Origin of the sequence: Streptomyces sp. NBC_00341 (assembly GCF_041435055.1) — a bacterium.
GTDB lineage: Bacteria > Actinomycetota > Actinomycetes > Streptomycetales > Streptomycetaceae > Streptomyces.
This window is the reverse complement of sequence record NZ_CP108002.1, coordinates 3,976,138-3,998,629: the sequence shown is the minus strand read 5'-3', so window position 1 is coordinate 3,998,629 and position 22,492 is coordinate 3,976,138. Positions and strand designations below refer to the sequence as shown.

18 protein-coding genes and 1 pseudogene are annotated in these 22,492 nt (G+C 69.9%); 10 read left to right on the top strand and 9 right to left on the bottom strand.

Going from position 1 to position 22,492, the window contains the following annotated elements:
- Positions 1–126 precede the first annotated feature (126 nt).
- From OG892_RS17965 to OG892_RS17940, 6 genes are all read right to left on the bottom strand, one after another.
- Entirely contained in the window at positions 127–330 is a 204-nt protein-coding gene (locus OG892_RS17965; RefSeq protein ID WP_073733596.1) for a hypothetical protein, read from the bottom strand.
- Positions 331–435: 105 nt separating this feature from the next.
- Entirely contained in the window at positions 436–1,542 is a 1,107-nt protein-coding gene (locus OG892_RS17960; protein ID WP_199884310.1) for an alpha/beta fold hydrolase, read from the bottom strand.
- A complete protein-coding gene (locus OG892_RS17955) occupies positions 1,539–2,069 on the bottom strand; it encodes a phage holin family protein (RefSeq protein WP_371629675.1) in 531 nt (176 codons plus the stop codon). The genes OG892_RS17960 and OG892_RS17955 overlap by 4 nt, the downstream gene beginning before the upstream one ends.
- Before the next feature lie 39 nt (positions 2,070–2,108).
- The gene (gene nhaA, locus OG892_RS17950; protein ID WP_328866503.1) at positions 2,109–3,512 is read right to left on the bottom strand and encodes a Na+/H+ antiporter NhaA; all 1,404 of its coding nucleotides are present in this window, start codon (positions 3,510–3,512) and stop codon (positions 2,109–2,111) included.
- 281 nt (positions 3,513–3,793) lie between these two features.
- Complete coding sequence (acs, locus tag OG892_RS17945; RefSeq protein WP_073733599.1) at positions 3,794–5,791, bottom strand: acetate--CoA ligase; 1,998 nt, start codon at positions 5,789–5,791, stop codon at positions 3,794–3,796.
- A gap of 194 nt (positions 5,792–5,985) precedes the next feature.
- Positions 5,986–8,727 carry a bifunctional SulP family inorganic anion transporter/carbonic anhydrase gene (locus OG892_RS17940; RefSeq protein ID WP_371629674.1) on the bottom strand — a complete coding sequence of 914 codons (2,742 nt, stop codon included), beginning with the start codon at positions 8,725–8,727 and terminating at the stop codon, positions 5,986–5,988.
- 293 nt (positions 8,728–9,020) lie between these two features.
- On the opposite strand from OG892_RS17940, the gene OG892_RS17935 reads away from it, so the two are divergent.
- Positions 9,021–10,343, top strand: coding sequence for a hypothetical protein (locus OG892_RS17935; protein ID WP_371629673.1), 1,323 nt, complete (start codon positions 9,021–9,023; stop codon positions 10,341–10,343).
- Positions 10,344–10,447: 104 nt separating this feature from the next.
- Here OG892_RS17935 and OG892_RS17930 read toward each other — a convergent pair whose 3' ends face one another.
- Positions 10,448–11,443, bottom strand: a complete 996-nt coding sequence (locus OG892_RS17930; protein WP_073733602.1) for an ATP-binding protein — start codon at positions 11,441–11,443, stop codon at positions 10,448–10,450.
- Between the two features lie 102 nt (positions 11,444–11,545).
- Between OG892_RS17930 and OG892_RS17925 the strand changes: the two genes are divergently transcribed.
- On the top strand, positions 11,546–12,370 hold the full coding sequence (locus OG892_RS17925) for an oxidoreductase (protein ID WP_328866506.1): 825 nt from the start codon (positions 11,546–11,548) through the stop codon (positions 12,368–12,370).
- A 428-nt stretch (positions 12,371–12,798) separates the two neighbouring features.
- On the opposite strand, the gene OG892_RS17920 is transcribed toward OG892_RS17925, so the two are convergent.
- A complete protein-coding gene (locus OG892_RS17920; RefSeq protein WP_073733604.1) occupies positions 12,799–13,638 on the bottom strand; it encodes an HAD family phosphatase in 840 nt (279 codons plus the stop codon).
- A gap of 574 nt (positions 13,639–14,212) precedes the next feature.
- Here OG892_RS17920 and ssd point away from each other — a divergent pair.
- The 7 genes and pseudogenes from ssd to OG892_RS17885 form a co-directional block, all read left to right on the top strand.
- Complete coding sequence (gene ssd, locus OG892_RS17915; protein WP_328866507.1) at positions 14,213–15,274, top strand: septum site-determining protein Ssd; 1,062 nt, start codon at positions 14,213–14,215, stop codon at positions 15,272–15,274.
- Entirely contained in the window at positions 15,271–16,419 is a 1,149-nt protein-coding gene (locus OG892_RS17910; RefSeq protein WP_371629672.1) for a TadA family conjugal transfer-associated ATPase, read from the top strand. The genes ssd and OG892_RS17910 overlap by 4 nt, the downstream gene beginning before the upstream one ends.
- A 35-nt stretch (positions 16,420–16,454) precedes the next feature.
- Positions 16,455–17,315, top strand: a complete 861-nt coding sequence (locus tag OG892_RS17905; RefSeq protein ID WP_371631648.1) for a type II secretion system F family protein — start codon at positions 16,455–16,457, stop codon at positions 17,313–17,315.
- Complete coding sequence (locus tag OG892_RS17900) at positions 17,312–18,151, top strand: type II secretion system F family protein (RefSeq protein ID WP_371629671.1); 840 nt, start codon at positions 17,312–17,314, stop codon at positions 18,149–18,151. The genes OG892_RS17905 and OG892_RS17900 overlap by 4 nt, the downstream gene beginning before the upstream one ends.
- Before the next feature lie 67 nt (positions 18,152–18,218).
- On the top strand, positions 18,219–18,419 hold the full coding sequence (locus OG892_RS17895) for a DUF4244 domain-containing protein (protein ID WP_371629670.1): 201 nt from the start codon (positions 18,219–18,221) through the stop codon (positions 18,417–18,419).
- Positions 18,420–18,492: 73 nt separating this feature from the next.
- Positions 18,493–18,822 (top strand): TadE family type IV pilus minor pilin, encoded by a 330-nt coding sequence (locus OG892_RS17890; protein WP_371629669.1) that lies wholly within the window; start codon positions 18,493–18,495, stop codon positions 18,820–18,822.
- Positions 18,822–19,151 (top strand): annotated as a pseudogene (locus OG892_RS17885) (Rv3654c family TadE-like protein); the annotation flags it as partial. The gene OG892_RS17890 and the pseudogene OG892_RS17885, both read left to right, overlap by 1 nt.
- A gap of 79 nt (positions 19,152–19,230) precedes the next feature.
- On the opposite strand, the gene OG892_RS17880 reads toward OG892_RS17885, so the two are convergent.
- The gene (locus OG892_RS17880) at positions 19,231–21,807 is read right to left on the bottom strand and encodes a DEAD/DEAH box helicase (protein WP_371629668.1); all 2,577 of its coding nucleotides are present in this window, start codon (positions 21,805–21,807) and stop codon (positions 19,231–19,233) included.
- A 78-nt stretch (positions 21,808–21,885) separates the two neighbouring features.
- Here OG892_RS17880 and OG892_RS17875 point away from each other — a divergent pair, with 78 nt between their 5' ends.
- Positions 21,886–22,239, top strand: a complete 354-nt coding sequence (locus OG892_RS17875; RefSeq protein WP_024493792.1) for an STAS domain-containing protein — start codon at positions 21,886–21,888, stop codon at positions 22,237–22,239.
- Positions 22,240–22,492 lie beyond the last annotated feature (253 nt).

Sequence of the window (22,492 nt, the reverse complement as noted above, 5' to 3'; positions counted from 1 at the left end):
CTGCCGGGAGCAGGGTAGGGGAAGCCCCGCCAGACCCCGCCGTCGGGCGATGCGCTCAGCGTCCGACGGTGGGGGACCGGCAGGTCGTCCGCGGCGGCCGCGAGGCCGTCCGGGGAGGCGAGGAGGTCATCCGCGCGGGTGGCGCAGCCGGGCCGAGACCCAGCGGGCCCTGCGGCGGAGGATGCGCGGAATGCCGAGCCGGGGATCATGCAGAACATGCATAGCGTGCACCCGGCCCTGGCGGCCGCCCCCCTCATGAGTGCCCGGACCCGCCGTGGCGGTCGAGCGGCGATTGCGTGCTGCGTCACTGAAGTCGTGCGTCCAGCCCATACCCGGACGTCTGCCCGTGGCTCATGGTCGGTAATCGCCCATCCGTCAGCCAATTGGCGTATGCGCCAGGCAAGTGGCTGTTCGTCGGACGGGTGTACCCGTGGGCTAGCGGTCGGGCTCGGAATCCTTGAGCCAGCTGATGAGTTCGGCCGAGAATCCGTCCGGATCCTCCTCGTGGGGGAAGTGCCCCAGACCGTCGAAAAGTCGCCAACGGTACGGTGCCTCGACGTACTCGCCGGACCCCGCCGAACTCCGGGTGCGTACCGCCGGATCGAGTGAACCGTGCAGGTGCAACGTGGGCACCCGCACCGGCCGTTTCATGCGCCGGTTGAACTGGATGCCGTCGGGGCGGGCCAGCGAGCGCACCATCCAGCGGTACGGCTCGACCGAGCAGTGAGCCGTTGACGGGATGGACATGGCACGCCGGTACACGTCCACCGTCGCGTCGTCGGGGAACTCCGCGGTCCGCGGTCCCGCCCAGTCGTGGATCAGCCGCCCCACCAACGCGGCGTCGTCCGCCACGAGCTGACGCTCAGGCACCCAAGGCCGCTGGAAGCCCCAGATGTACGAGCCCGCGCGGGACTGCGCGAAGTCGGAGAGCATCGAGGAGCGCCACCGCCGCGGATGCGGCATCGAGGACACCACCAGCCGGCGCACCAGCTTCGGCCGCATCACCGCCGCCGTCCAGGCGAGGTAGCCGCCCATGTCGTGGCCGACCAGCGCCGCATCGGGCTCGCCGAGCGAGCGGATCACGCCGGTGATGTCCAGCGCCAGGTTGGCCGGGTCGTAGCCCCGCGGCGTACGGTCGCTTCCGCCCACTCCACGCAGGTCCATCGCCACCGCCCGGAACCCCGCCTCCGCGAGTGCGGGCAACTGGTGACGCCAGGTCCACCAGAACTGCGGGAAGCCGTGCAGGAGCAGGACCAGCGGCCCTTCACCCATTTCGGCGATGTGGAAGCGGGCGCCGTTCGCCGCGACGTCCCGGTGTGTCCAGGGGCCGTCCAGGCGGACGGGGCCACCGGAGCCGACCGCGGGACCCAGCGGGCCGGTGAACGGCACCGAGGCCCGGGGGGACGGTGTGGCGGAAGGGTCTGCCGGTGGGCCGTCCGGCCCTGAGTGGCCCGCCCGGTCGTCCGGGCCTACTGGGCCTCCTGGGCCGAATGCGTCGTCCGGGCCTACTGGGCCGAATGCGCTGGAATCGGGGACCGTCATGTAGATGAGCGTGCCACAGCCGGTGCCTTGTCCTGGACCGGACTGTTCTCGATGGCCTTGTCCGCAAGTGTGCTGCCGCCTGCCGGAAGGATCGCGTCCGCTGAGATGCCCGGACGGGGGTGCGGCTTGACGCCCTGGAGGATGGCGGCCGTCTGCTTGGCCGACGCGATGGACTTCTCCGGCGGCTTGACCTTCTTGAACTTGGCGTAGCCGAAGAGCGCGAGCAGGATCCCGAGCAGGATGAACGCGCCACCCACGATCAGGAACGACCAGGCGAGCCCCAGCCCCAGGTTGTGGATTCCGTACGCGGCCGCGAAGCTCAGCACCGGGATCGCGAAAAGGATCAGCACACCCGTGACGATGAACGCCACGCTGCCGATGACGCCACGCTTGACGTCCTGTCGCACCTCGGCCTTGGCGAGGGCGATCTCGTCGTGTACCAGCGCCGACAGTTCGGCCGTCGCCGAGGCGACCAGCTGGCCGAGACTGCGGTCGGCGCTGCCCGCGTAATTGCCGGGGTCGCTCATGCCTGACTCCCTCTCCTGTTCAACACATCCGATGTCAGATCATGCCGGACTGTCCGGCTTGTTGCTCGCTGCCCCCGCCAGTTGGGCAAGGCGGCGGTGTTCCGCTGCCTTCTTCTCGTGGATCGCGGCCATCCGCAGGTGGTACTCCGGATCATCCTGTTCATAGACGTCCGGTACCCCGGATTCGTCCTCGTCGAGCTCCTCCGCGTCCGTGAGCGCCCGGTATCTGCGTACCCGGAGTTTGAGCAGTACACCGGAGAGTACGGCGGCAATCAGGGAGCCGAGCAGGACCGACGCCTTGATCTCGTTGATCATTTCGTCGTCGGTGAAGGCCAGCTCACCGATCAGCAGCGAGACGGTGAAGCCGATTCCGGCGAGCGAGGCGACCGCGAAGACATCGGCCCAGGCCAGCTCCTTGTTCAGCTCCGCCTTGGTGAACCGGGTGGCGAGCCACGTACCGCCGAAGATCCCGACCGTCTTGCCGACGACGAGCCCCAGCACGACCCCCAGCGTCTCGGGCCGGGTGAACACGCCGGCCACCGCGCCGCCCGAGAGCGAGACCCCGGCCGAGAAGAGCGCGAACAGCGGTACGGCGAAACCGGCCGACAGCGGGCGGATCAGATGCTCGACGCGCTCACCGGGGGAACGCTCCTCGCCGTCGCGCCTGGTGCAGCGCAGCATCAGGCCCATCGCGACACCGGCGATGGTGGCGTGGATCCCGCTGTTGTACATCAGCCCCCAGATGACCAGGGCGAGCGGCACGTAGACGTACCAGCCGCGGACGTTCAGCCGCAGCAGCAGGTAGAAGACGGCCAGACCGACGAAGGCGCCGACGAGCGCGACGAAGTTGATGTTCTCGGTGAAGAACACCGCGATGATCAGGATCGCGAACAGGTCGTCGACGACGGCGAGCGTCAGCAGGAACGCGCGGAGCGCGGACGGCAGCGAGGTGCCGATGACCGCGAGGACGGCGAGCGCGAAGGCGATGTCGGTGGCCGTGGGGACGGCCCAGCCGCTGGAGGAGCCGGAGCCGAGCACCGTCACCAGCGTGTAGACGACCGCGGGTACGGCCATGCCGCAGAGCGCGGCGACGACCGGGAGGGCGGCGGCCTTCGGGTCGCGCAGCTCACCCGCGACGAGTTCGCGCTTGAGTTCGACCCCCGCGACGAAGAAGAAGATCGCGAGCAGCCCGTCGGCCGCCCAGTGCGCCACGGACAGATGCAGACCGAGCACCTCGGGTCCGAAGTGGAAGCGGCTGACGGTCGTGTAGCTCGATCCGAAGGTGTTCGCCCAGATCAGCGCCGCCACCGCGGCGACCAGCAGGATGACTCCGCCGACGGTCTCGGTACGCAGCGCGTCGGTGAGGAAGTTCCGCTCCGGGAGCGACTGGCGTCCCAGGAAGGTGCGGCGGGGGGAGGGGGGTGTGGGAGTGGGCGCGGCCACGAGAGAGGACCTCCGGGTCGGTACGGCAGCGACGGCATGGTTGATGCACTTGCCGACCAGACTTCCCGGCACACCCTTTGGAGATTGTTCCTGTCATGTTGTTGACCAGCTGCCACTGTACCCGGGGCGTGCAGGGCTGTGAGCGGTGATCTTCACCCTAGATGCCCGAAGGGCATCCGGCGCGCTGCCGGATGCCCTTCGGTGAGCTCAGCTCAGCTCCTGGAGGAGGTCTCAGCCCTGGAGGGGCCCGAGTCCTCGGAGGAGATCTCAGTCCTCGGAGCTCAGTCCTCGGAGGAGGACGAGGGGAGCTGGGTCTGGATGAGGTCCATGACCGATGAGTCGGTCAGGGTGGTGACGTCTCCGAGTTCCCTGTTCTCGGCGACGTCGCGGAGGAGGCGTCGCATGATCTTGCCGGAGCGGGTCTTCGGCAGCTCGGCGACCGGCAGGACCCGCTTGGGCTTGGCGATCGGGCCGAGGGTGGTGCCGACGTGGTTGCGCAGTTCCGCGACGAGTTCTTCGGAGGCGGTTGCGGTGCCGCGCAGGATGACGAAGGCGACGATGGACTGGCCGGTCGTCTCGTCGGCGGCGCCGACCACGGCGGCCTCGGCGACGGCCGGGTGCGACACGAGGGCGGATTCGACCTCGGTGGTGGAGATGTTGTGCCCGGACACGAGCATGACGTCGTCGACCCGGCCCAGGAGCCAGATGTCGCCGTCCTCGTCCTTCTTGGCACCGTCGCCCGCGAAGTACCTGCCCTCGAACCGCGACCAGTAGGTGTCGAGGAACCGCTGGTCGTCGCCCCAGATGGTGCGCAGCATCGAGGGCCACGGCTCGGTGAGGACGAGGTAGCCGCCTCCGCCGTCCGGTACCTCACGGGCCTCGTCGTCGACGACGGTGGCGCTGATGCCGGGCAGGGCGCGCTGGGCGCTGCCCGGCTTGGTCGCGGTGACGCCGGGGAGCGGCGAGATCATCATCGCGCCGGTCTCGGTCTGCCACCAGGTGTCCACGATGGGGCACGTGTCGGCGCCGATGTGCTTGCGGTACCACATCCACGCCTCGGGGTTGATCGGCTCACCGACCGAACCCAGCACCCGCAGCGACGACAGGTCGAACTTGGCGGGGATGTCGTCACCCCACTTCATGAACGTGCGGATCGCGGTCGGCGCGGTGTAGAGGATGCTCACGCCGTACTTCTGGACGATCTCCCAGAAGCGCCCCTGGTGCGGGGTGTCGGGGGTGCCCTCGTACATGACCTGCGTCGCACCGTTGGCCAGCGGCCCGTACACGATGTAGGAGTGCCCGGTCACCCAGCCGATATCGGCGGTGCACCAGTAGACATCCGTCTCCGGCTTGAGGTCGAAGACCGCGTGGTGCGTGTAGGCCGCCTGCGTGAGGTAGCCGCCGGAGGTGTGCAGGATGCCCTTCGGCTTCCCCGTCGTGCCCGAGGTGTAGAGGATGAACAGCGGCTGCTCGGCCTCGAACGCCTCGGGGGTGTGCTCGGCGGACTGCCGCGCGGTGATCTCGTGCCACCACACATCGCGGCCCTCGGTCCACGCGGTGTCCTGACCGGTGCGCCGGACGACCAGAACGTGCTCGACGCTCTCGATCCGGGACACGGCCTCGTCGACCGCGGGCTTGAGCGCGGAGGGCTTCCCACGGCGGTATCCGCCGTCGGAGGTGATGACGACCTTCGCGTCCGCGTCCTGGATACGGGTCGCGATCGCGTCCGCGGAGAACCCCCCGAACACCACCGAGTGCGCTGCGCCGATGCGGGCGCAGGCCAGCATCGCGACGGCGGCCTCGGGGATCATCGGCAGGTAGACGGCGACGCGGTCGCCCTTGCCGACACCGAGCTCGGTGAGCGCGTTGGCGGCGCGGGAGACCTCGTCCTTCAGCTCTGCGTAGGTGATCGCGCGGCTGTCGCCGGGCTCGCCCTCGAAGTGGATGGCGACGCGGTCGCCATTGCCCGCCTCGACGTGGCGGTCCACGCAGTTGTACGCGACGTTGAGCTTGCCGTCCGCGAACCACTTCGCGAAGGGCGGGTTGCTCCAGTCGAGCGTCTCGGTCGGCTCCGTGGCCCAGGTCAGGCGGCGGGCCTGCTCGGCCCAGAAGCCCAGCCGGTCCGCATCGGCCTGCTCGTACGCCTCGGCTGTGACGTTGGCGTTCGCGGCCAGATCGGCAGGCGGTGCAAACCGCCGCTCCTCTTTGAGCAGGTTGGCCAGGCTTTCGTTGCTCACGACTTCTCCCAGTCCCAGGGTGTCCGTTGTGTCCCGGGGCATAGCTCATCAGGCCAAAGGCCGGGTGACAAGTGTCTGCCAGGAATTGGTTTAGACCTGTGTTTCGTGTATGGAGGCACGGTCCCGCCCCCGCGGCGGGGTGGAGCAGAATGCTGGGGTGCCGTGCGGTGGTGCAGGGTGCACGGCGCTGCGGAGGCGGGACCCACACGGTCTCACGGACCCGAGGTGTACCCGGTTCAGGCGCCGGTACGCGCCAACTCGGCCGGTTCATACGGATCGTACGGGGCAGAGGGCCCGACCCGGTCGAATACCTCGTCGAGCCCGTGGCCCGCGCCGATTCCCTCGGTCAGCAGATACGACTGGGCCTCGGCCACGTGGAAGTACATGCCGTGCAACTGGAGTGTGCCTTCCGCGAGGCGTCGGGCCACCGATCCGTGGGCCCGCAGATGGTCCAGTTGCTGGACGACATTGGTGAGGCAGAGCTGTTCCACCTCATCGGCGGGCAGCCGGCCCGAGATCCGGGCCCAGGCGTGTCGTTTGGAGGCCATCCGCTTCAGGCTGGGCACGCCGTGCCGCAGCCACCGCCACAGAGGGGTGTCCGGGGTGTCGGGCCCCGCGCCGAGCAGGGCGTTCATCGCGCCGCAGCCGGAGTGCCCGCAGATGGTGATGGACTCCACCCCCAGCACATCCACCGCGTACTCGATCGCCGCGCCCACCGAGTCGTCACCTCTCTCGGAATGCGGCGGCGGCACCAGATTTCCGATGTTCCGTACGGTGAACAGGTCACCCGGACCACTTGCCGTGATCATGCTCGTCACCAGGCGGGAGTCCGCGCAGGTGATGAACAGCTGCGAGGGGCGCTGGCCCTCCCTGGCCAGCCTTGCCAGCTCCTCACGAACCAGGGGTGCGGTATTGCGCTGGAACGAGCTGAGGCCGCTGACCAGTCGCTGCCCGCCGGTCCGGCGTGCTGGGGCAGCGTCGTGATCGGGTGTGTAGTCGGCCGGAGGGGCGGGCGGCGGCTGGGTGCCCGCGCCCTGGGTGCCTGAGTGCTGGGTGCCTGAGTGGGAAAGCCCGTCGGGGGCGGCGCCGGTGATGTTCGTGCTGTCGGTGCCGCCAGTACCGCCAGTACCGCCAGTACTGTCCGTGCCGCCCGACGGGGGCGGGGTGGGGATGGGGCCGGGGTGGAGCGGTGCGGGGTTGTCCGTCGCTCCTGTGGCGGGCGCGGGGCCGGGGTCGGTGATCGTTCCTGCCGGTTCGGTTGATCCGGCGTACGCGGCGAGTCCGGCGGGATCGGGCCCGTCGTGGCAGTGGTGATTGCGCCACGGTGTCCAGGGCCGGCAGCAGGAGTGCGCGGCGGAGGCGGGCTCGGCGATCCGGCCGCCGGACCTGCCGGCGAAGACGACCCGGCCGCCGTGGGCGGCGTGGGCATTGCCCCAGTCCTGGATCATCTCGTACGCCGCGTGATCGATGAAGAAACCGTCCAGCTCGACGAGCACGTCCGCGTCCTGGGGCAGCTGACCCAGGGTCCGGTTGAGCCGCGGCACCGCGAGGAACGTCAACTGTCCCCGTACCACGACCAGATGCCGGCCGTCCTGTTCGGTCACGGTGATCCTGGTCCGCGCCAGTCGGTGCAGGGCGACCGCCACCGCCACCGCGATCCCGATCGCCACGCCCTTGAGGACGCCGAAGAGCAGTACCCCGCTGATCGTCGCCCCGTACACCAGGAATTCGCGGTGCCTGTGGACGTTGCGGATGTGCGCGAAGTTCACCATCTGGATGCCGACCACCATCACGAGCGCGCCGAGGGCGGCCAGCGGGATCCATTCCAGCGCGGTGACCAGCAGACCGGTGGCGAGCAGCACCCAGACACCGTGCAGCACGGTGGAGGCGCGACTGGTCGCCCCGGCCCGTACGTTCGCCGAACTGCGCACCGCGCCGCCGGAGACCGCGAGGCCGCCCAGCAGCCCCGACACCGCGTTGGCGATGCCTTGTGCGCGTAGTTCCCGGTCGAGGTCGGAGCGCTTCAGAGGGGGCGAGGCCGTCGGGCCCGAGCCGGGCTCGGGAAGATCGGCCGTCCGCTCGCTGTTTCGGTCCGCGGCCAGTTTGTCCACGGCTACGGCGGCGAGAAGAGATTCCAGGCTCGCCACCAGCATCATGGTGAACACGGCTGTGGCCAGGCCGAGTACAGGCCCCTGTGGCATTTCGGGCAGGGCGTGCGAACGCCAGGAAGGCAGATCGACCCGTGCGATCGACGGTGCCGCGAAGGCCGCCACAGCGGTGGCGGCGGCCACGGACACCAGAGCTGCCGGGACCCGTCGCATGATGCGGCCTGGCCGCCCCGGAATCCGGGGCCACAGCACCAGAATCACCACGGTCAGACCGCCGATCAGCGGTGCGGCCGGGACCACCTGTTCCAATCGGGCGGGCAGCGTGAGTGCGTTGGAGACGGCAGAGCTCTCCGGTGAACCGCCCAGCACGATGTGCAGCTGAGCGAGTGCGATGGCCACACCGATGCCGGCGAGTGTGCCGTGCACGATGGCCGGGCTGACGGCGAGCGCACTGCGGGCGGCACGCAGCGAGCCCAGCAGGATCTGCAGCAGACCCGCGCCGATGGTGATCGCGCAGGTGGTGCGCCAGCCGTAGACCTGGATCAACTCGGCTGTCACCACGGTCAGTCCGGCGGACGGCCCGGAGACCTGGAGCGGGGTGCCCCCGAGCAGACCGGCGACGATTCCGCCGACCGCGGCGGAGATGAGGCCGGCTTCCAGCGGGGCATCCATGGCGACGGCCAGGCCGAGCGACATAGGGATGGCGAGAAGGAAGACAGTGATCGATGCGGACACGTCGGCGCCCGCGATACGGAATCGTCCGCCGCGATGCGGCGGTGGCGGACTGTGAGGTCGCTTGATCCCCGATGACCGGGGAGGTTGCGAGCTGCTGGATGAGTGGTCATGACGAGTGGGGACGCAGGCAGACATGTTTCCCGTCTCCTCCGGGGCAGCGCGGTCGCGGAACGTGGGACGCGGCCGTGGGTCACGGCGTGCAGCGGCGGGATATCTCAACTCTCGGTAAACAGATCGTAATGGAGAGTAAAGATCTGTGTCCATGGTTGAGGGCAAATGGTCCATCTAACCACCCATTCCAGTGAATAGGCAGCTTTTCATTCGGCCTGTCGCGCGGATTTGTGTGCGACGCGTGCGAGTTTGACCGCGCCATGTCGGCACTTCAGCGCAATCAGACCTGCACGGAAGAGAAGGAAGAGGGTGGGCGGATGTTGGCCGCCACGAAGAGGATCGCTCTGGGCGCCGTGACCGTTGCGCTGGTCGCGGGAGTGGCCGGCTGCTCCGGGGCGCCCCACGGTTCGGGCGCGTCCGGGCCCCGAGCTGCAAGCAGCGCCGCCGGTGGTGGCGGTGGTGCGAACGGTGCGGCCGGGGTGGAGAAGAAGGCTGCGGGTGAGGCTCCCAAGAGTGTGTTCCGGCTCATCGGCGACGGTTCCACGTCCTTCACCGGCGTCCAGCCGAAGCAGCCCGCCGTGCAGCGGCTGGCCCCCGGTCAAAAGCCGCCGCAGTTCGTGGTGTTCTCGTGGGACGGCGCGGGGGAGGACAGCCAGCAGCTCTTCTCGCACTTCCGGGATGTGGGCAAGAAGTACGACGCGACCATGTCGTACTTCCTCAGCGGTGTGTACCTGCTGCCGGAAGCGAAGCGGAAGCTCTACGACCCGCCCAAGCACAACGCCGGCAGCTCCGACATCGGCTTCAACGACACCAAGGGAATCCGGGACACCCTCACTCAGGTCCGCGGTGCCTGGCTGGATGGCAACGAGATCGGCACCCACTTCAACGGCCACTTCTGCGGCAAGGACGGCGGCGTCGGCACCTGGTCAGTTGCCGAGTGGAAGAGTGAGATCAACCAGGCGAAGTCCTTCGTGAAGGGCTGGAAGTCGAACGATCCTGAGCTCAAGGGCATGAAGCCGCTGCCCTTCGACTACGACAAGGAGCTCATCGGCGGTCGCACTCCCTGTCTGGAGGGGCAGAAGAACATGGTGGCGGCCGCCCGCTCGATGGGCTTCCGCTACGACTCCAGCGGTGTCAACGACCAGGTCTGGCCGAAGAAGAAGAGCGGCATCTGGGACCTCTCGATGCAGCTCGTCCCGGTGCCGGGGCGTGAGTTCGAGACCCTGTCGATGGACTACAACTTCATGTTCAACCAGTCCGGTACGACGCAGGGCGACCCGGACCAGCACGAGTACTGGGGCAACCAGATGCGGGACGGTCTGCTCCAGGCCTTCGACCGTTCGTACGACGGAAACCGTGCCCCGCTGATCATCGGCAACCACTTCGAATCCTGGAACGGTGGCACGTACATGCGCGCCATCGAGCAGACGATCAAGACTGTCTGCACCAAGGAAGGCGTGCGCTGCGTGTCCTTCAAGCAGTTGGCGGACTGGCTGGACGGGCAGGATCCGGCGACGCTCGCGAAGCTCGGAACGCTGAAGGTCGGTGAGGCGCCCGCGAAGAGCTGGACGTCCTTCCTCGACGGGATCGCGAGCCAGGCCAAGGACAAGCCCGCCGCGAAGACGGCCGCCGGGCACTGACGAACGAAGCCTGCCAGGACCGGACGGACCGGAATCCGCCCGCCCGGCACCGGCAGGCCATTTCTGGGGGTGCCCGTACCCGTATCGGTCAGGGCGCCGTCCGATCAGGCGGGCTGGGCCGCCCCGGCCCGGACGTGATGCTCGGCGAGCACGAATGCGGGGTCCACCTGGGCGGCCAGGTCTGCCCCTGTCTTCTCGTTGCCCCAGCTCTCCGCGTTCTTCAGATGGAAATGCACCATCTGCCGTGTGTAGCGCTCCCAGTCGCGCTGTCCGTACGAGTCCTCCGCCGCGTTCTGCAGGGCCTGCAGGGCCATCCGGTTGTCCGCCTCCAGCAGCTCGAAACGGGCGGGGCGGCCCTTCTCCATGGACCGCACCCAGTCGGAATGGCCGACAGCGACCAGCAGATCGTCGCCGACCTCGGCCCGCAGGAACTCCAGGTCGTCCTCGCCCTGCACCTTGTTGCCGACGACCTTCAGCGCGACCCCGAAATCACGCGCGTACTCCTTGTACTGCCGGTAGACCGAGACTCCCTTGCGTGTCGGCTCCGCGACCAGGAACGTCATGTCGAACCGGGTGAACATCCCCGAGGCGAAGGAGTCCGAGCCGGCGGTCATGTCGACGACGACGTACTCCTCCGGGCCGTCGACGAGATGGTTGAGGCATAGCTCGACCGCGCCGACCTTGGAGTGGTAACAGGCCACGCCCAGATCCGATTCTGTGAACGGCCCGGTGACCATCAGCCTGATGTCCCCGTCGTCGAGCCCGACCGTGCGGGCGCACGCGTCGTATACCGGGTTGTCCTCGCTCACACGGAGCAGCCGTGAGCCCTCGCCGGGCGGGGTGGTCTTGATCATCGTCTCTACGGAAGCGATGCGGGGATTGCTGCCGCGCAGATACTCCTTGATCAGCGGCAGCTGCGCTCCCATCGCGGGCAGCGCTGCGGCCTCCTCCTCGTCGAGGCCGAGCGCGGCCCCGAGATGCTGGTTGATGTCGGCGTCCACCGCGACGACGTGGGCCTCATTGGCGGCAAGGTGGCGGATGAAGAGCGAGGACAGCGTGGTCTTGCCGCTGCCGCCCTTCCCTACGAAAGCGATCTTCATGTTCACCTAGGGTAGTGGCTCGATTGCTATCCGTTCTCACACTTCGTGAAGAAGGCCACTCAGGGGCGGCAGGTGTGCAGGGGGCGCGTAGCCTCGCTACTTATGAGTACGACTTCCTCGGACCCGCTCGCCACCCTGGGCACGCTGCCGGGCGTGACGGACGCGGTGGACTCCGTACGCAAGGCTGTCGACCGCGTCTACGGTCACCGCGTCATGCGGCGCCGCAGTATCGAGGTCACCTCGGAGGCGGCCCTGCGGGGCGCCCGCGGGTCGGCTGCGCTCTCCGGCGCCGACTGGAACCTGGAAGAGGTGCGCCGGCGTACCGACTTCACCGGGGACAGCGAAGCGCGTGTGGTCGGAGCTGCTCTGCGGTTGACCGCCGAGGCGGGGCAGCTGCTCTCCATCTGGCGGCAGTCGCCGTTGCGTGTGCTGGCGAGGCTGCATCTGGTGGCGGCGGGCGGTGCGGCACCTGAGGATGCCGTCGGGCGGCCCCGGCTGGCGGGCGAGCCGGTGGACGAGCCGCTGATCGAAGCGCCGCTACCCGACGCTGACGAGGTGGCGGGCCGGCTGGAAGGGCTCAGCGGGCTCATTCTTTCGGGGAGTGGCGCGCCTGCGCTGGTGACGGCCGCGGTCGTGCACGGTGAGCTGCTGGCGCTGCGCCCCTTCGGTGGGTACAACGGCCTGGTCGCGCGGACCGCCGAGCGGGTCGTGCTGATCGGGAGCGGGCTCGACCCCAAGTCGATCTGTCCGGCAGAGGTCGGCCATGCCGAGCAGGGGCGGGCGGCCTACGTGGCGGCTTTCGAGGGGTATCTGTCCGGAACGCCGGAAGGTATGGCGGCCTGGATCGCGCACTGCGGGCGCGCGGTGGAACTCGGCGTCAGGGAGTCGACTGCGGTCTGCGAAGCGCTCCAGCGCGGCGCCGCGTAGCAGTCGCTTGGGTGGCTGCTTGAACGGTGGGGCGCCGGGAGATCCTCGGCGGCCTGACGTCTGGCGGCGCCTGGTGAAATGGGTTGCGGCGGTACCGTCCTCGGTACCGCCGCTGGCATGTCCACCCAGTTACCAAGCGTCCTCGATATATGCCCATCAGGTCGGGTGCTTTGCCCGTCCCTGGTGCGGCTGGCCCGTAATCGACGGGTCGACGTCGCGTGGGTGCCCGGCTTTCATGCGCGGTCCGTGGGGCCTTGTCTGCGTGACAGGTCATCCTCACGGATGTCCTTGGTCTCGCGGGCCGTTGAATCCTTTGTACTCCTGGGGCCGGTGGAGCGGTAGTGGTGGCGGCACTTCTTTACTTTTAGGTTCAATTACGGACGAGTTGGTTCAATTGGGCGTGGGGTTCATTTGGGGGCGGGCCATGGTCACGCGGACGCCGCAGCGGTGCGCCGGCGGGAGGTGTACCAGACGACTCCGGCGGTGAGGGCCGCCGCGCCCACCGCGGCCGCCGCCAGGAGCGCCGGGCGCGGTGGCAGTGAGAAGGCGGGAAGTCGCTGCTTGAGCCGGACGGGACGGTCGAAGACGAGAATCGGCCACTCGCGGAGGGTCGCCTCGCGGCGCAGGGCGCGGTCGGGATTCACCGCGTGCGGATGGCCGACCGACTCCAGCATCGGCACATCGGTCGCGGAGTCGCTGTAGGCGTAGCAGCGCGCGAGGTCGTAGCCCTCGGACAGGGCGAGTGCCTTGATGGCCTCCGCCTTTGTCGGTCCGTACGCGTAGTACTCCACCTCGCCCGTGAAGCACCCGTCGTCACCGACGACCATGCGCGTGGCGACGACGCGGTCGGCGCCGAGCAGCTCGCCGATCGGTTCGACGACTTCGGCGCCGGAGGTCGAGACGATCACGACGTCGCGTCCTGCGGTGTGGTGTTCCTCGATGAGCGTCGCCGCTTCGTCATAGATGATCGGGTCGATCAGATCGTGCAGGGTCTCGGCGACGATTTCCTTCACCTGCTGGACGTTCCAGCCTTTGCAGAGCGCTGACAGGTACTCGCGCATCCGCTCCATCTGGTCGTGATCTGCGCCCCCTGCAAGGAACACGAACTGTGCGTACGCAGTGCGCAGTACGGCACGGCGGTTGATCAGCCCGCCTTGGTAGAAGGACTTGCTGAAGGTCAGTGTCGAAGACTTCGCAATGACCGTCTTGTCCAGGTCAAAGAAGGCTGCTGTGCGCGGCAAGAAGCAGTTTTCCACAAGGCAGAGCATAGGGGCCCGCCATTCGGCGTAAACTCCGGCGCTTGGGTTTGCCTGAGAAGGTGCTCGGGTACACCATGGAAGTCACGGATCGTTCGCGACCGTGCTAACCCGGTCCGGCTCCTCCCCCCCCCCCCCCCCGAGTCGGCCGTGGGGACGACCCCCGCTCTCCCCCCCGGCGGGGGTCGTCGCATGTCCGGACGCATTTCTGCCGCTCGGAATCACGCATTTCTCCTCCTTCTCGGCCGTTGCGGCCGGCCATCGGGCTGCACTCACATCAGCATGCATGGTCACGGTGCGTGATGGAAGGGATGCTCTCCGGAAGTCGCCGGTTCGAGCGACGGGGATATTCACAACGGCAGAGTTGTCCACAGTTTTTGAGCAAGATCCACACGATTTCCTGAAGCGCTGCACCGTGATTCCACCCGCGAAGTCCACGGGTTCCGGAATCACCGTTCTCGGAACATGCCGAGATCGCCGCGAACCGCGGTGAAGGTGAGTGAAGAAGGGGGTTGGGAGCGTGGCTGAATCCAGCGCACGGGATCGTTTGAAGGCCGTCGGTCCGAGGTGCGGCGGACCGCTGATCGTGACCGAGGATGTGGATCTGCTCGACGATCTGCTGAGGCTGTGCGCGGCCGCCGGCGCGGAGCCCGAGGTCCACCACACGTTGCCGGACCGGCGAGGGGGCTGGGAGCGGGCCCCCATGGTTCTCGTCGGTGACGACGCGGCGCAGCGCTGCCTGGGAGCGGCCCGCAGGCGGGGCGTGATGCTGGTCGGCCGCGACCGGGACGCGCCCGACGTCTGGCGCCGGGCCGTGGAGATCGGGGCCGAGTACGTGCTGCGGCTGCCCGATTCGGAGAACTGGCTGGTCGATCAGATCGCCAACGCGACAGAAGGCGTCGGCAGGCCGGCGCTCACCGTCGGAGTGATCGGCGGCCGGGGTGGCGCCGGTGCGTCCACGCTTGCCTGCGCCCTGGCGGTGACTGCGGCGAGGAGTGGGCGGCGGACCATGCTGATCGACGGCGATCCGCTGGGCGGCGGTATCGACGTGCTGCTCGGCGGCGAACGGGCAGAGGGTATGAGGTGGCCTGATTTCGCCCATTCCAAGGGGCGGGTCGGCGGCGGGGCCCTGGAGGAGTCGCTGCCCGCGCTGCATGGGCTGAGGGTGCTCAGCTGGGGCCGTGACGACTGGGTGGTCATCCCGCCGCAGGCGATGCAGGCGGTCCTGGCCGCCGCGCGGAGGCTTGGCGGAGTGGTGGTCGTCGATCTGCCGCGTCGTGTCGACGAGTCGGTGGCCGAGGTCCTTGCGCAACTGGATCTCGGGCTCGTGGTGGTGCCGGGGGAGCTGCGGGCGGTCGCGGCGGCGAAACGCGTGGCGTCGATGGCGGGGATGGTGCTCGACGACCTCCGGGTGGTGGCGCGCGGTCCGTACGCGTCCGGCCTCGACGAACAGTGGGTGGCGCACGCCATGGGGTTGCCACTTGCCGGTGAACTTCCCCTGGAGAAAGGGCTGCTGGCTGAACAGGACGCGGGGGAGCCGCCCGGCGGGAACGCTCGCGGACCGCTTGCCAGGTTCTGTTCGGCCTTCTGGGACCGGGCGCTCGCCGGTGAGGGTGCCGTGGGCCCGGCTGCTGGAGGTGCCTCATGACCGAGACACTGCTCGACGCCGTCCGCCAGCGGCTTGCGCAGAGCGGAGCGGCGCCGACCCCGGCCGGGGTCGCGGCCGCATTGCGGGCGCAGGGGCGACTGCTCGGCGACGCCGAAGTGCTCTGTGCGGCAGATGAGTTGCGGGGTGAGCTGGTCGGGACCGGAGTTCTGGAGCCGCTCCTCGCCGATCCGGCGGTCACCGACGTACTGGTGTCCGCGCCCGACCGGGTGTGGGTGGACCGGGGTCGCGGGCTCGAACTGACCGGGGTGACCTTCACCGACGCGGCGGCGGTGCGCAGGCTCGCGCAGCGGCTCGCCGCCGTGGCCGGGCGGCGGCTGGACGATGCCAAGCCCTGGGTGGACGCGCGGCTTCCGGACGGGACCCGGATGCACGCCGTGCTGCCGCCGGTGTCGGTCGGATCGACCTGTCTGTCGTTGCGGGTGGTCCGGCCCAAGGCCTTCTCACTGAGCGAGCTGGTCGCGGCGGGGACGGTTCCCCCCGGCGGCGACCGGGTGCTGCGGGCTCTGGTGGAGGCCCGGGTCTCCTACCTCATCAGCGGGGGAACGGGGGCGGGGAAGACGACGCTCCTCGCGAGCCTGCTGGGTGTGGTGGGGGAGCGGGAGCGGATTGTGCTTGCAGAGGACTCCGCCGAGCTGCGTCCGGACCATCCGCACGTCGTTCGGCTGGAATCGCGTCCTGCCAACCAGGAGGGCGCCGGGCGGGTGACGCTCCGGGACCTGGTGCGACAGGCCCTGCGCATGCGGCCCGACCGGCTGGTGGTCGGGGAGGTGCGGGGTGCGGAAGTCACGGAGTTGCTGGCTGCGTTGAATACCGGCCATGAAGGCGGCTCAGGGACGCTTCACGCGAACGCGGCCGAGCATGTCCCTGCCCGGCTGGAGGCGTTGGGGACGGCGGCGGGGCTGGACCGGACAGCGCTTCACAGTCAGTTGGCGGCGGCGTTGTCCGTGGTGGTTCATCTCGTGCGGGACCGGGCCGGGCGGCGGCGGATCGCCGAGATCCACGTGCTGGAACGCGATGCGGCGGGGCTGGTGGTGACCGTTCCGGCGCTGAGGTGGGGTACTGCCGGGTTCGAACGGGAGCGGGGCTGGGAGAGGTTGCGGTCATTGATCGGAGGTGTGCTGTGACAGGCGGCAGGGAGTTGGGGATTCCGGCGGTGGGGATGCCGGAGGCGGTGCACGCGGCGGCGCTGTGCCTGGGAGCGGCGGCCTGGCTGATGGTGGCGGGCCGAGGCCAAGGAAGTTGGAGGGCAAGGGCGTTGCCAGCCGTTGGGGCTGCTGCCGACTCGCCCCTTGCGGAGCGCTGGGAGAGCGGCCGGAGGCGGCTCCAGGCGTGGCTGGGCGGACGGCGCGAGTTGCTGTGCCTGCCGGTGGCTCTGGTTCTGGGGATCCTCGGCGAGTCCGTGCTGCCGGTGGCCGCGGGGGCGGTCGCGGTGCCGCTGGTGCGGCGATGGCTGCGCAGGAGGGAGTCACGCAAGGACCGGGAGCGCCGGGCCGACGGGGTGGTGACGCTGTGCGGTGCGGTGGTGGGTGAGCTGAGGGCCGGCCGTGAACCGGGGCAGGCACTCCTTGTCGCGGTCCGCGGAACGGGCGTGATGGGCGAGGCCGAGGCGGGGGTGTCGGCCGCGGCGCAGTTCGGGGGAGATGTCCCGGGCGCGCTGGGGCAGGCGGCGTGCGAACCGGGCCTGGACGGGCTCGCCGGAATGGCCGCGTGCTGGCGGGTGGCGGTGGACGGCGGGGCCGGACTCGCGGCCGGTCTGGACCGGCTGGAGGCCTCGTTGCGGGCCGAGCGGCGTCGCAGGGAGGAGTTGCGTGCGCAACTGGCAGGAGCCTGGTCGACGGTCGCGGTGCTGGCTGTGTTGCCCGTGCTGGGCATGGGGCTCGGAGCCGCGCTCGGCGCAGACCCGTTGAAGGTGCTGCTGCACAGTACGGCCGGGCTGGTGTGCTTGGTACTGGGCGGTTCGCTGGAAGCGGCCGGTCTGCTCTGGTCCGGCCGGATCGTCAGGGCGGGAGAAGCCCTGTGAGCGCCGTGTCCGGTGGCGCCGTCCACCGGGTGTGGGTTGTCGGGGTGGCGGCCTGGCTGTGCGTCCAGTTGGCGCTTGCCCTGACCCGTCGGCGGACCGGGCGGCGGGTACGGCGCAGGGGCGCGGTGATTCTGGCGGTGGATGAGCGGGGGCCGGTACGTCCTCGCGTCGGGGTCGCTGCTGCCGGCCGGGTTCCGGGGTGGCTCGGCCGATGGGTCGCTGGTGCCCCGGCCGGGCGGTGGGCGGCGGTGCTGGGGGCCGTGCCGGCGGGCTGGATTCTGGTGGGCGGCCTATGGGGCTGGGCCGTTGGCCTGGCGGCGGGGTACGGCGTCTGGCGGTGGCAGCGGGCTCGGGCGGGAAGAGCGCCGTGCGCCCAGGAGCCGGTGAATGCCGCAGAGGTCGTACGCCAGCTTCCCCTGGCCGCTGACCTGTTGGCGGCCTGTATCTCCGTCGGAGCCGGTCCCAGAGAGGCGGCAGAGGCGGTGGGGGAGTCGCTGGGCGGGCCGGTCGGTGAGCAACTGGCGCGGACGGCGGCGGAGATCCGGCTCGGTGGGGACCCCGCCGTCGCCTGGGGGAGGTTCGGGGAGATACCGGGTGCCGTCGCGCTGGCCCGTTGTCTGGACCGGGCGGCCGAGACCGGCGCTCCGGCGGCGGAGCCGGTTTCCAGGCTGGCCGAAGCGATGCGGGCCGAGCGGTCGAGCGCGGCGGTGGCGCGTGCGCAGAGGGCCGGCGTTCTGATCACCGCGCCCGTCGGGCTCTGCTTCCTTCCCGCCTTTCTCATGGTGGGGGTGGCGCCGGTGGTGATCGGTCTGGCGACGGGGCTGCTGAACCACTGAAGCGGCAAAAAAGGCTAATGAGATCAGTAGCTCAATTCAGGTAGAAAGCTATCTCACGGGGGTTGAAATGAAGCAGAAAATGATGGTTTGGGTACGGAGTCTGATGCGCGCGACCCGGACTGACAGGGGTATGACGACGTCCGAATACGCGGTGGGGACGATCGCCGCCTGCGCGTTCGCTGCGGTGCTCTACAAGGTGGTCACCAGCGCACCGGTCATGGCGCAGTTGCAGTCACTGCTGAAGGACGCCCTTGATGCGAAGTTCTGAGAGCGGCGCGGCGGTCTTGGAGGGGCCTCGGGAACGATTCGGGCCGGTGGAGCCGTGGAGTGACAGGGGAGCGGTGACAGCAGAGGCCGCCATGGCGATTCCGGTGCTGGTGGTGTTCACCCTCGCCCTGGTGTGGGCCCTGATGGCGGCATCGGCTCAGATCCGGTGCGTGGACGCGGCAAGGGCCGGCGCGCGGGCGGCGGCCCGCTCGGAGCCGGAGGCGACGGTGCGGGAGGCCGCCCTCTCGGCGGCGCCGGACCGGGCGGGGGTCGAGGTGCGGCGGGACGGGGAGCTGTGGCGGGTCAGGGTGACCGCGCCGACCCCGGGCCCCGGGCCGCTGGCCGTCACGCTCGGAGCGGAGGCTGTGGCGTCGGCCGAGGACATGGTGGGGGCGACGCCGTGATGCGGGCGGGGCGGTGGTGCGTGCCGGACGAGTGGCTGCGGGAGCTGTGTGGGCGCTACAGGCGCTGCGGGCGGCGGGACCGGGGGCTGGCCACAGTGTGGGCGGCGGTGGCCACGGTGACGCTGTGCACGGTGTTCGCCGTGGTGCTGGGGCTCGGGCAGGTGGTGGTGGCCCGGCACCGGGCCGGAGGCGCGGCCGACCTTGCGGCCCTGGCAGCTGCGGACCGGGCCTTGGACGGAGCGGCCGAGGCCTGCCGGGCCGCTCGGCAGGTTGCCGGAGCGCAGGGGGCCGAAGTGGTGCGGTGCGCCGTGCAGGGGGAGATCGCGGATGTGGCGGCCCGTGTGCGCGTCGGGCCCTACGTGCCGGAGGTCAGGTCCCGGGCAGGGCCGGCGGTGGCGCCACCGGTGGCTACAGGCCCGTCGGCGGCTCAGACGGCTCAGGCGGGCCCGGAGAGTCCGGCGGGTCCGGGGCATCCCGGGAGTCCGGCGAGCCCGGCGAGGCCGGCGGTTCCGGGCAGTCCCGAGGGGCATGAGGCTCGGGAGGTGCGGATCGGAGGAGCTCGGTGAGCAGGCGCACGGCGCCGCGCTTGTGCAGAGGTTCGTTGCCGTTGCCGCACTTCGGGGACTGGATGCAGGACGGGCAGCCCGCGTCGCACTCGCAGGAGGCGATGGCCTGCCGCGTGGCCGTCAGCCAGCTGCGCGCGGTCTGGAAGGCCCGTTCGGAGAACCCGGCGCCTCCTGGGTGGCCGTCGTACACGAAGACCGTCGGCAGCAGGGTATCCGGATGCAGCGGTACGGACACGCCGCCGATGTCCCAGCGGTCGCAGGTGGCGAAGAGCGGCAGCATCCCGATGGACGCGTGCTCGGCGGCGTGCAGCGCGCCGCCGAGGATCTCCGGGTTGATCCGGGCAGCGTCGAGCTGGTCCTGGGTGACCGTCCACCATACGGCGCGGGTACGCAGGGTGCGGGGCGGAAGGTCGAGTTTGGTCTCGCCCAGCACCTCTCCGCTGATCAGTTTGCGGCGCAGGAAGGAGACGACCTGGTTGGTGACTTCCACGGAGCCGTAGCAGAGGCGCCCGTCGCCCCACGGGATCTCGGTGTCGGTCTCCAGGACGGCGATGGCGGTCGTGTCGCGCGCGGTCGTCGAGTACGGCGGGTTCGCCTCCTCGACCAGTGCCGCCGAGTCGTCGAGGTCCAGCTTCCGGACCAGGTAGGTGCGGCCCTGGTGGAGGTGGACGGCGCCCTCGTGGACTGCGGTGTGGGCGGCGGACTCGTCGACGGTGCCCAGCAGCCTTCCGGTGCCCTCCTCGACGATCTGGACGGGGCGGCCGCCCTCGCCCCGGATGTCGGTGAGGTCGGCTGCCCGTTCGCGCCGGGTCCAGTGCCAGCCCGAGGACCGTCTGCGGAGCAGCTTCGCGGCTTCCAGCTGCGGCAGCAGGTCGGTGGCGGCAGGGCCGAAGAGTGCCAGATCGGCCTCGGTGAGCGGCAGCTCAGCGGCGGCGGCACAGAGATGGGGGGCCAGGACGTACGGGTTGTCCGGATCGAGGACGGTCGACTCCACGGGCTGCTGGAACAGCGCCTCCGGGTGGTGGACGAGGAAGGTGTCCAGCGGGTCGTCACGGGCCACCAGGATGGCGAGGGCACCCTGACCCGCCCGGCCCGCGCGGCCGGCCTGCTGCCACAGCGAAGCCCTCGTACCCGGGTAGCCCGCGATGACGACGGCGTCCAGGCCGGAGACGTCGATACCGAGTTCGAGGGCGGTCGTGGCGGCCAGGCCGAGCAGCTGACCGGAGTGCAGAGCGCGTTCCAGGGCGCGGCGTTCCTCGGGGAGGTATCCGCCGCGGTAGGCGGCGACGCGGGCGGGAAGGGAGCGGTCGACCTCCGCGAGGCGTTCCTTGGCGATGACGGAGATGAGCTCGGCGCCGCGCCGGGAGCGTACGAAGGCGACCGAGCGCACACCCTGCACGGTCAGGTCGGTGAGCAGGTCCGCGGTCTCCGCCGTGGCGGTGCGGCGTACGGGGGCGCCCTTCTCGCCGTGCAGCTCGGTCAGGGGCGGCTCCCACAGGGCGAAGACCAGCTCGCCGCGCGGGGAGGCGTCATCGGCGACCTCGACGACCCGGAGGCCGGTGAGGCGCCCCGCCGAGGCCGAGGGCTCCGCGGCGGTGGCTGAGGCCAGCAGGAACACGGGATCGGCGCCGTAGCGGGCGCACAGGCGGCGTAGCCGGCGCACCACCTGGGCGACGTGCGAGCCGAAGACACCCCGGTAGGTGTGGCACTCATCGATGACGACATAGCGCAGGGCGCGGAGGAAGGAGGACCAGCGGGGATGGGACGGGAGTATCCCGCGGTGCAGCATGTCCGGGTTGGTGAGGACGTAGTTGGCGTACTGGCGTACCCATTCGCGTTCCTCGACGGGGGTGTCGCCGTCGTAGACCGCTGGGCGGATCCCGTTGCCCAGCGGAGCCGCGAGTTCCTTCACCGAGCGCCTCTGATCGGCGGCCAGGGCCTTGGTGGGGGCGAGGTAGAGAGCGGTCGCACCACGGCCGTTGGGAGCCTCTGAGCCGTCCAGGAGGGCGCTGAGGACCGGGGCGAGGTAGGCCAGCGACTTGCCGGAGGCGGTTCCGGTGGCGATGACGACCGACTCGCCGTCCAGCGCGTGCTCCGCCGCGGCCGCCTGATGGGCCCAGGGATGATCGATTCCGGCCCGCTGGATGGCGGCGATCACTTCTGGACGGATGCGATCGGGCCAGATGGCATGGGTTCCCGTACGCGGGGGCAGGTGCTCCGTATGAGTGATGCGCGCGGCCCGGCCCGCCCCTGCGGCGAGCCGGTCGAGGACCACGTCCGGAGAGGGGCGGAAGCCCCCGCTCTCGGGCGGTCGACTGGGGCGGTGATTCTTGGCCATCGGCACCGAGTGTGTCACTGGCAAGGCGGACAATGGTCCCAAGGCGTCGTGCATGGCAGCTGGTAAGTGATTGAATGCCATCGCGGCTGGCGATCCGTCCCCTGGCTCCGCCGGGGAGACCGAGGGGCGACCGCTCGATAGCAAGGTGCTGGAGGATCCGTGGACCTGTCCTTGTCGACTCGCAATGTGTCCGGCCCTGGTGGCGACCGTACGGTCGTCGAGGTCGGTGGCGAGATTGATGTGTATACCGCGCCCAAGCTGCGCGAGCAGTTGGTCGAGTTGGTGAATGACGGCAGCTACCACTTGGTTGTCGACATGGAAGGCGTCGACTTTCTCGACTCCACCGGCCTCGGCGTGCTCGTGGGCGGCTTGAAGCGCGTGCGGGCCCATGAGGGCTCGTTGCGCCTGGTCTGTAACCAGGAGCGCATTCTCAAGATTTTCAGGATCACCGGTCTCACCAAGGTGTTCCCGATTCACAACACGGTCGACGAGGCCGTCGAGGCAACCGACTGACGGCCGGCTCGCGGTCGGACCGGCTCAAGGGCCGGTCCGGCGGTGGCGGGCGCAGCCGTGACAGGTGACGTCGACGGCTCCGGAGGAAGACGGCCGGGGCCATGGCGGTCGTCTGTGCGGCCTGTCGGCAGCCGATGATTCGGCTGCCCGGCATCGGTACCGATGCAGGAACGATCGGTACCGGCATCGGTCAGGCATTGGTACCGGCATCGGTACGAGGTCGGTCCGTCACCCGTTCGGCGGTCGTAGGCTG